Annotated in this window: 7 protein-coding genes; 2 read left to right on the top strand and 5 right to left on the bottom strand. The window is 59.6% G+C overall.

Features of this window, described 5'->3' with window-relative positions:
* Together NW815_RS02890 and NW815_RS02885 are read right to left on the bottom strand one after the other, a co-directional pair.
* Positions 1-264 (bottom strand): PIN domain-containing protein (locus NW815_RS02890; RefSeq protein WP_414415686.1); only part of this gene is annotated, 264 nt, incomplete at its 3' end.
* Positions 248-481, bottom strand: a complete 234-nt coding sequence (locus NW815_RS02885; protein ID WP_071818136.1) for a FitA-like ribbon-helix-helix domain-containing protein — start codon at positions 479-481, stop codon at positions 248-250. The genes NW815_RS02885 and NW815_RS02890, both read right to left, overlap by 17 nt.
* Before the next feature lie 279 nt (positions 482-760).
* On the opposite strand from NW815_RS02885, the gene carB reads away from it, so the two are divergent.
* Positions 761-4,009, top strand: coding sequence for a carbamoyl-phosphate synthase large subunit (carB, locus tag NW815_RS02880; RefSeq protein WP_414390523.1), 3,249 nt, complete (start codon positions 761-763; stop codon positions 4,007-4,009).
* Between the two features lie 356 nt (positions 4,010-4,365).
* The gene (gene psbA, locus NW815_RS02875) at positions 4,366-5,421 is read left to right on the top strand and encodes a photosystem II q(b) protein (RefSeq protein WP_414390520.1); all 1,056 of its coding nucleotides are present in this window, start codon (positions 4,366-4,368) and stop codon (positions 5,419-5,421) included.
* A 6-nt stretch (positions 5,422-5,427) separates the two neighbouring features.
* Here the strand turns inward: psbA and NW815_RS02870 are convergent, their stop codons facing one another.
* The 3 genes from NW815_RS02870 to NW815_RS02860 form a co-directional block, all read right to left on the bottom strand.
* Positions 5,428-7,278 carry an aspartate kinase gene (locus NW815_RS02870; RefSeq protein ID WP_414415685.1) on the bottom strand — a complete coding sequence of 617 codons (1,851 nt, stop codon included), beginning with the start codon at positions 7,276-7,278 and terminating at the stop codon, positions 5,428-5,430.
* Positions 7,279-7,322: 44 nt separating this feature from the next.
* Positions 7,323-8,858 (bottom strand): site-2 protease family protein, encoded by a 1,536-nt coding sequence (locus NW815_RS02865; RefSeq protein ID WP_414415684.1) that lies wholly within the window; start codon positions 8,856-8,858, stop codon positions 7,323-7,325.
* A 278-nt stretch (positions 8,859-9,136) separates the two neighbouring features.
* Positions 9,137-9,379 (bottom strand): DUF751 family protein, encoded by a 243-nt coding sequence (locus NW815_RS02860; RefSeq protein WP_041436092.1) that lies wholly within the window; start codon positions 9,377-9,379, stop codon positions 9,137-9,139.
* Positions 9,380-9,521: the final 142 nt, after the last annotated feature.

Below are 9,521 nucleotides of genomic sequence, written 5' to 3'. Positions count from 1 at the left end.
GCGGGCCTCCAGCCCGAAAATTTGGTGATCGGCATAGTCATCGACAACCGTTTGCAGCCACCTCTCCAGAAGGTTGGCTTGCAGATGATCGCCGCGATGGCGCATGAGTTCAACGCCTCGGCGGAGTTCGCCCAGCGTGATCACGCTGATGTAGATGCGGGCCTCTTGCTCAATGGCAATTTGAAGAAATTCTTGAACCCCGGAGTTGGCTTGACTGTGTTTGCGCAGCTCACTGATGACGTTAGTGTCAAGCAAATACGTCATGGGCAGTGTTATCTTGCACCCGCTCAAAGTCTGAATCGTTGCCAACGTTAGGTATCGATCTGAGCACTTCGGCAAAGGACTGTTTCGCAGGCTGGAGTAAGACTTGCTCTAGGATTTTGCGGTGTTCGGCCTCTGCACTAACGCCGTGACGACTAGCCCTTTGTTTGAGAGCTTTGACAATGGCTTCGTCAACATTGCGAACAATTAACGTGGCCATAGAGTGTTTCCTCGATCGGCAGATCCCTGGGCGGCTTTGCTGCGACGATAGCATTGATATCATCTAAAGTTCAAGTTTTCCCGTCTATTGATACTGATGAAGAAGCTGCCCTTTTGCGGGTTGCCCCAGAGAACTCCTGCCTGCCAGGGATCCAAGCTCTGCCTGCTGTGCATAGCCTTTGAAAGCGCAACACTCAAAAAAGAGGGATCCCGATGAGCAACTTGACCTGCAGGTGACCTCTACAATAGAAGGCTGACTCTGCCACCTGGTGGGATCCCTATGCCGCGCCGCACCGATATCCACAAAATCTTGCTCATTGGAGCGGGGCCGATCGTCATTGGCCAAGCCTGTGAGTTCGACTACTCGGGCACCCAAGCCTGCAAAGCCCTGCGGGAAGAAGGCTATGAGGTCGTCTTGGTCAACTCTAACCCCGCCACCATCATGACGGATCCCAGTATGGCGGAGCGCACCTACATCGAGCCGGTGACGGCGGACTTTGTGGCCAAAATCATCGAGCGGGAGCGCCCTGATGCTTTGCTGCCCACCATGGGCGGCCAGACGGCCCTCAACGTGGCGGTGCAACTGGCCCAGCAAGGGATCCTGGAGCAGTACGGGGTGGAGTTGATTGGGGCCAAGCGGGAGGCCATTGAAAAAGCCGAAGACCGCGATCTCTTCAAGCAAGCCATGCAGCGGATTGGCTTGGCCGTGCCCCGCTCTGGCCTGGCCCACACCCTGGAAGAAGCCAAGCAGATTGCCCAGGAGATCGGCTATCCCCTCATCATCCGCCCGGCCTATACCCTGGGGGGCACCGGTGGTGGGGTGGCCTACAACCAGGAGGAGTTTGAAGAGATCTGCGCCGCCGGTTTGGAAGCCAGCCCCGTTTCCCAGATCTTGGTGGAGGAATCGGTCATCGGCTGGAAAGAGTTTGAGCTGGAGGTGATGCGGGATCTGGCGGATAACGTGGTGATCATCTGCTCCATAGAAAACATCGACCCAATGGGGGTGCACACCGGCGACTCCATCACCGTGGCCCCAGCCCAAACCCTCACCGACAAAGAATACCAGCGGCTGCGGGACTACGCCATCGCCATCATGCGCGAAATTGGCGTAGAGACCGGGGGATCCAACGTGCAATTTGCCGTCAACCCTGCCAACGGCGAGGTGCGGGTGATCGAGATGAACCCGCGGGTCTCCCGCTCTTCTGCTTTGGCCAGCAAGGCCACCGGCTTTCCCATCGCCAAAATTGCCGCCAAATTGGCAGTGGGCTACACGCTGCCGGAGATCCCCAACGACATCACCCGCAAAACCCCGGCCAGCTTCGAGCCCACCATCGACTATGTGGTCACCAAGATCCCTCGCTTTGCTTTTGAAAAATTCCCCGGCGCAGAGCCGGTTCTCACCACCCAGATGAAATCGGTGGGGGAGGCGATGGCCATTGGCCGCACTTTTCAAGAATCCATCCAGAAGGCATTGCGCTCTTTGGAAATCGACCGTCCCGGTTTTGGCAGCGATAGGCCGGAGGTTTTCCCCAAGCCGGAGGAAGTGCGGGCCAACCTGCGCACCCCCAACCCCTTCCGCTTGCTCACCATCCGCACCGCTCTGCTCATGGGCTTTTCTGCCCAGGAGATTGCCCAACTCACCCACATCGATCCCTGGTTTATCGACAAGCTACAGGAGTTGGTGGAGGTGGAGCAAGCCCTCAAGGGGCGGGAGCTGGGATCCCTGAGCGCTGACGACTTGAGACACCTCAAGCAAATGGGCTTCAGCGACCGACAAATTGCCCACCTCACTGGATCCACGGAACATCAGGTGCGGGCCTGCCGCAAAAGCCTGGGGGTGATCCCCACCTACAAAACTGTAGATACCTGCGCCGCCGAATTTGAGGCTGCTACCCCCTACCAGTACTCTACCTACGAGAGCGAGTCGGAGATTTTCCCGGCCCGCAAAGAGAAGGTGATGATCTTGGGAGGTGGCCCCAACCGCATCGGCCAGGGGATCGAATTCGACTACTGCTGTTGTCATGCTGCCTTTGCCCTCAGCCGCCTGGGTTACGAAGCGATCATGGTCAACTCCAACCCGGAAACCGTTTCCACCGACTACGACACCGCTGATCGCCTCTATTTTGAGCCGCTCACCCATGAAGAGGTGATGAACTTGGTGGATGCTGAGCAGCCGGTCGGCCTGATCGTGCAATTTGGCGGTCAAACTCCCCTCAAGCTGGCGCAGGGGCTGGCAGCAGCCCAGGCTCCCATCTGGGGAACTTCCCCCGACTCCATCGACATTGCTGAGGATCGGGGGCGCTTCGAGCGCATCTTGCGGGAGTTGGATATTCGCCAACCGGCCAACGGCATTGCCCGCAGCGTGGAAGAAAGCTTGGAAATTGCCCGCCGCATCGGCTATCCGGTGGTGGTGCGGCCCAGCTACGTCTTGGGGGGACGAGCCATGGAGATCGTCTATTCCGACCAAGACCTGCAGCGCTACATGCAACTGGCGGTGGCGGTGGATCCGGATCGTCCGGTGCTGGTGGATCAGTTTCTGGAAGAGGCGGTGGAGGTGGATGTGGATGCCATTGCCGACCGCACCGGCGCTGTTACCATCGGCGGCATTCTGGAGCACATCGAGCAGGCCGGGATCCACTCGGGCGATTCGGCCTGTGTATTGCCCAGCCGCACCCTCAGCCCCGACGTGCTGCAGGTGATTCGCCAATGGACGGTGAAGTTGGCCCAAGCCCTGAAGGTGGTGGGCCTGATCAACGTGCAATACGCCGTCCAAAAAGGTCAAGTCTATATCCTGGAGGCCAATCCGCGCGCCTCCCGCACCGTCCCCTTTGTCAGCAAGGCCATCGGCCATCCGCTGGCAGACTACGCCGCTCAAGTGATGAGCGGCAAAACCCTAGCCGAGCTGGGCTTTACCCAGGAGGTGATCCCCTCCCACATTGCCGTCAAGGAAGCGGTTTTGCCCTTCCACAAGTTTCCCGGCACCGACACGCTGCTGGGGCCGGAGATGCGCTCCACCGGCGAGGTGATGGGCATTGACACGGACTTTGGCCGCGCTTACGCCAAAGCCCAACTGGCGGCGGGGCAGAATCTGCCTCTCCAGGGGACGGTGTTCATCAGCGTCAGCGACCGGGATAAACAGGCGGTCATCCCGGTAGCCCGCGAGTTTGTGGAGCTGGGCTTTCGCCTATTGGCCACCGAAGGAACCCAAAAAGTTTTAGCCGAGCACGGGATCCCGGTGGACAAAGTCCTCAAGCTGCACGAGGGGCGGCCCCACGTCATCGACGCCATCAAAAATCACCAGATTCAGCTCATTATCAACACTCCTTCCGGTGTCGAGGCGCAGCAAGATGGCCAAAAGATCCGCCGCACTGCCCTGGCCTACAAGATCCCTCTGGTGACCACCTTGGCAGGGGCCAAAGCCACCGCGGCTGCCATCCGTGCTTTGCAGTCGGGATCCCTGCAGGTGAAGTGCTTGCAGGATTTTTTTCCACCCAGGAATGCCCCAAGCAAACTTCTGGAAGCCCCATGAAGAGCCCATAGGGTCTTGCCGGCAGGAGAAAAAGCGGATCCTGAACGACTTCTCTTTCTTGAACCCATTCTTGAGAAACATCTGCTCGAGCTTGGCTGCCATCAACTGCCAGTGACCGACCTTCGCCGGGAAGCTCTCAAAGACCTCCAAATTGCAACATATCGGTGCTGATTTGTATCGACAAATCCATTTTTTTCACATTCCCGTTGCGAAAGTTAGGGATCCCTGTCGGCGTCCCTAAAACTGTCTAGGCTGAAAGAAGGAGACGCTTTTGGCGGTCGGCGCGGGAAGAGTTTTGCCCCGTTCAAGGAAGCCGACAAAGCAAAGAATGGTTTTGTCTCTTTAGGAGTTGGCCTATGAGTACTGTAGTTCGCCGCTCCTCGGCTGCACGGCAGCTCTGGAGTTGGAATGGCTTTTGTCAATGGATAACCAGCACCGAAAACCGGCTGTACATCGGCTGGTTTGGCGTGTTGATGATCCCGACCTTGTTGGCAGCAGCCTTTTGTTTTGTAATCGCTTTTGTTGCTGCTCCGCCGGTGGATGTGGATGGGATCCGCGAGCCGGTGATCGGCTCTTTGATAGGGGGGAACAATCTCATCTCGGCGGCGGTGGTGCCCACGTCGGCGGCCATCGGCTTGCACTTTTATCCCATTTGGGAAGCCGCCTCTTTGGATGAATGGCTCTACAACGGCGGCCCCTACCAACTGATCGTGCTCCATTTCCTGATCGGGGTGTGGTGCTACCTGGGCCGGCAGTGGGAGCTGAGCTATCGCTTGGGCATGCGTCCCTGGATTGCGGTGGCGTTTTCCGCTCCGGCGGCGGCGGCTACGGCAGTGCTCTTGGTCTACCCCATCGGCCAGGGCAGTTTCTCGGAAGGCTTGCCCCTGGGGATCGCCGGCACCTTCTACTTCATGCTGGCTTTCCAGGCGGAGCACAATATCCTCATGCACCCTGCTAGCTGGCTGGGGGTGGCCGGCGTCTTTGGCGGCGCTCTGCTGGCCTCCCTGCACGGCTCCCTGGTGATCTCCAGCCTAATCCGCGAGACCTCGGAAGAAGAGTCACAAAATGCCGGCTACCGCTTCGGGCAGGAGGAAGTCACCTACAACTTCCTGGCCGGGCACTACGCGTTCTTGAGGCGGCTGGGGTTCCCCGGCCTGGGCCTGAGAAACAGCCGTTCCGTCCACTTCTGGATGGCGGCCCTGCCCACAGTGGGGATTTGGGCGGCGGCAATAGGTATCGGCATAATGGCCTTTAACTTGAACGGCTTGAACTTCAACCAGTCCATCCTGGACAGCCAGGGCCGCTTCATCCCCACCTACGCCGATCTCCTCAACCGCGCCAATCTGGGGATCCAGGTGATGCACGCCCCCAACGCCCATCATTTTCCCTTGCTGCTGGCGGCTCAACCCTAAGGCAGGCTAGGGGCAGTCCAGCCGGAAAGCGCGGTGAATAGCTTGCAAGGCCGGGATCCCTCGATCCCGGCGCACTACACAGCTCACCTTGATCTCCGAGGTGGCGATCATCTCGATGTTGATTCCGGCTTCGGCTAGGGCTGCAAACAGGCGAGCAGCCACGCCAGGGTAGGTTTCCATCTCGGCGCCGACAATGCTGACCTTGGCAATGTCGTGATCCGCGTCAACTCCTGCCGCCTGGAGCTCTTCGGCCACCTGCCGGCAGACTGCCTCAGCAGCCATCGCTTGATCCTGAGGCACGGTAAAGGCAATGTCGGTACTGGGGATCCCGTTGTGGTAGCCCCGCTGGCTTTGGATGATGGTGTCCACGATGATCCCGGCAGCCGCCAAGCGCCCGAACAAATGGGCGGCAGTTCCCGGACGATCCGGCACTTTGCGAAGGCCCAGCCGTGATTGCTTCAAATCCAGGGCAACACCGCGTACCGGGTGGCTGTCTTGAGGGGCAGCCGGCATCTTTGCCCGATGCAAGTGGGGGATCACCTGGAACGACTCTCCCAGAGCCAAGGCGGCATCACCGGCCCGCTCCGCAGCCACCACACAGCTCACCTTGATCTCGGACATGGAGATCATCTGCAAGTTGATCCCGGCCTCGGCCAGCACCTGGAACATTTGCGCCGCGATCCCAGGTCGGCCCATCATCCCCACCCCGGCAATGCTGACTTTGGCCACCGCCTCATCCACAATCACCGCTGCACACTGCAGCTCTTGGCCAATCCGCCGGGCAACGGCTGCAGCCTCGGTCACCTGCGACCGACTGACCGTAAAGGCAATGTCATTGGTGGGCTGGGGCACGGATCCCTGCGGCAAGGAGTCCGTCCCGCTGGCGTGAGCGGCTGTGAACTGGAGCGACTGCAAAATCAAATCCACATTCACCCCTGCTGCCGCGATCCCCTGAAAGAGTTGGGCGGCAATGCCAGGCCGGTCGGGCACCCCCACCAACACCAACTTGGCCTGATCCCGATCCAGCTCCACCGTATCCACCGCCAGGCCCAGCTCGATACTGCTGTCGGCAGCACGAGGACGGGGGGGAGGAGAAAGAATGAGAGTGCCCTCGCATCCCGCCTGCAACGGCTCCAAGCTGGAGCGCACCCGCAGCTTCACACCGTAGTTGCGGGCAATTTCCACCGAGCGGGGATGCAGCACCTGGGCCCCCAAGCTGGCCAGCTCCAACATTTCATCACTGGTGATCTCCGGCAACAGCCTGGCCTCAGGCACCTTACGCGGATCCGTGGTGAAGATCCCCGGCACATCGGTGTAGATCTCACACAGCTCTGCTCCCAAAGCCACTGCCAAGGCCACTGCCGTGGTGTCGGATCCCCCCCGACCCAGGGTGGTGATCTCCAGCTCCGCCAGGCTGGTAATCCCCTGAAACCCGGCCACCACCACCACCTCTTCCCGCTCCAGGTGCTGCCACAGGCGGTCGGTGTGGATGTGCAAAATGCGGGCCCGGCTGTGATCCCGAGTGGTGACAATGCCCACCTGGGCTGCCGTCAGGGAAAGGGCAGGACACCCCAAGCGTTGCAGCGCCAAGGCCACCAGGGCAATGCTCACCTGCTCACCGGTGGAAAGGAGCATATCCCATTCCCGCAACTGGGCCGGTGTGGTCGGGGATCCCTGCAATATCTGTTCCCCCAGATCCACAAGGCGATCGGTTTCATCCCCCATCGCCGAGACCACCACCACCACCCGATGCCCTGCCTTCACCGTGTGGGCCACCCGTTGGGCCACGGCTTGGATACGCTCGACAGAGCCGACAGAGGTACCGCCGTACTTTTGAACGATTAAGCTGCGTTCCATGAGAGGAGAACGAGGTCAGGGGCGGTTTGGATCCTACCCCGGATCTAGGCCAAGCCCAGTCCATTTTGCAAAAACGGCGGCACCGGCAGCAGGATCAGCACCAGCAGCGTTAGCATCCCCAGCCCCAGCAGATCCCGGGCCTCGTCCAGTTCCGTCACATCGTTGAGGGCCGGCTCGTCGGCACTGGAAATCACAAACAGCAGCAGCGCCCAGAGCAACAGCCAAGGCTGCACCGTCAAAGCCAGCAGCAACACCAACCAGCGGGCTACCCGGCCCACATTCGCTCCCATCTGCTGTCCATACACTGCGTGGACAATGTGCCCTCCATCCAGTTGGCCCACCGGCATGAGGTTAAAGGCAATCACCACCAAGCCCAGCCAGCCGGCAAAGGCCAGCGGGTGCAGCTCGATCACCTGCCCCGGCTGCAACTGATCCCCCAGCACCATGCGGGCCAGAATTGCCAGCAGCACCGATAGGCGCGGGTCAATGCGATGAAAACTAATCGGGGTCGGCTGCCCCTCCGGCACCGCGGGAGGATCTGCAGGCGCTGAAAACAACAGCCCCAGCAACAGCATGCCCAAAGCAACAAGACTCCCTGCCAGCGGCCCGGCGACGGCGATATCAAACAACACCTTGCGGTTGGGCACCGGCTCTTTCAACTGGATAAACGCCCCAAAAGTCCCTAGGACAAAAGGCACCGGGATGAAATAGGGCAGCGAGGTTTTGATGTGGTGGCGGCGGGCCACCCAGTAACGAGTCCACTCATGGGATCCCAAAATGGCAAGGATCCCGACCGCATAGGGCAATCCTTTCATCAGAGAGGGCAAATGCAGCAGCCGGTCAGGGCTAACCCCAGCCGCGTGGGCCCCAGCACTGAGGGTCGTCCAGAAGGTGAATAGCAACAGCCCCAAAGCCAGCAGCGGCAACTCTCGACTGTCCGCCGGGGAGCGCCGCGCCGCCGGGTTGGGCACCAAGGCAAAAAAGGGCTTACCGGCAAACCCCTCCTGCAGCACCACCAAAAAGCGTTTGCCGAAAGTGGTTTCCACGTTTTGCTGCACCCGCTCATAGGCTTCACTGGGATCCGCCCGCAAGTTGCCCCGGCAGATGATCGCCTGGGGACGGTACTCCACGTTTTGCAAATAAAAGACGTTCCAGGGGAAGCAATGGCTCAGCTTCTCCCGCGGCACTTCGGAGATGGGGGTGTGGGCAAGAGCCAGCGAGACCGAATCTGCGGCGCCGTCTTCCTCCTCTTCCTCTGGCTCAGGTTCCCCAGCCGGCGAGGGATCCGCTTCTGGAGAGGAGTTTTCCACCTCTGGCCGAGGGCCTCCGGTTGAGGGTCGAATACCCCCTCGTCTCACCAAGGTCATGCTGGTAAAGTAGGAGGTGAGAAACAGCAGCAGCATCAGCAAGGGAGGCAATTCGTACTGAAACACCTGACGCCCCAGCACCCAGACCAAAGGGGGCAGCATCATCACCAGCCACAGGATCCGCCACGGCACCTTCGAAAGGCGGGCCACACTTTTTTGCAGCAGCAGGTAGGTTGCAGAACCCACCAGCGCCAACAGGATCCAATCTGCCATGAGTTCAAAAAACGGAGGAGAACACCTCTACCAAGCTAGCGGCAAATCCAATCCCCTCGCTACAGCTTGCAGCCGGGATCCCTGAAGAGCCAATTGAGGCTTGGCCTGCCCATAGACCGCCACCATTCCGGGGCAAACTTTTCATTCGCGCGAGCGGTGCGGAGCACTTTACTTCTTGTCAGCAGTGGGGCGAAAAAGAGGGATCCCCTTGAGGCGTGCTTATGCTGCCGGCGTCCACTGCACAGCTTCGCCCATGGGCCCCAACCTCAACCCAGTATCTATTCTGGCCAAAAGGTATTCCCTGTCATGCCTCGCAGGGTGAAATAAACAAATAGAAGCAACAAAAGGGATCCCAGCGTAACCATAGCCGCCGCTGTTGGACTTTTGCGATACAGGCCGACAAAAGGCTGGAGGCCAGCCCAGATCCCCCCCAGCAAAACGGTAATAAAGTAAGTGGGATAACGGGAGACATTCTCCACAAACTGGTCTTCCAGTCTTCTGGGGGGCTGCGGTTGTGGCATAAGAGGCTGGGGCTCCAACTCCTTTTTTCTCAGTGTGCCATAGGTAGCTGTCAACCATCTGGAGGCTGGCCATCTTCAGGGAACTGGCGGCAACTCAAAAAGTGTAGTCATCTCAAACTAGATTGAGACACTCCCCAAACGC

Source organism: Synechococcus sp. R6-7, assembly GCF_047461695.1.
Lineage (GTDB): Bacteria > Cyanobacteriota > Cyanobacteriia > Thermostichales > Thermostichaceae > Thermostichus.
Note: the sequence above shows the minus strand (reverse complement) of the source record. Positions and strands in the feature narration are given on the sequence as shown.

Bases quoted from the DNA above. Each gene is read 5' to 3' on its own strand.
- NW815_RS02885 (WP_071818136.1), bottom strand. From the start codon at position 481: ATGGCCACGTTAATTGTTCGCAATGTTGACGAAGCCATTGTCAAAGCT.
- carB (WP_414390523.1), top strand. From the start codon at position 761: ATGCCGCGCCGCACCGATATCCACAAAATCTTGCTCATTGGAGCGGGG.
- psbA (WP_414390520.1), top strand. From the start codon at position 4,366: ATGAGTACTGTAGTTCGCCGCTCCTCGGCTGCACGGCAGCTCTGGAGT.
- NW815_RS02870 (WP_414415685.1), bottom strand. From the start codon at position 7,278: ATGGAACGCAGCTTAATCGTTCAAAAGTACGGCGGTACCTCTGTCGGC.
- NW815_RS02865 (WP_414415684.1), bottom strand. From the start codon at position 8,858: ATGGCAGATTGGATCCTGTTGGCGCTGGTGGGTTCTGCAACCTACCTG.
- NW815_RS02860 (WP_041436092.1), bottom strand. From the start codon at position 9,379: ATGCCACAACCGCAGCCCCCCAGAAGACTGGAAGACCAGTTTGTGGAG.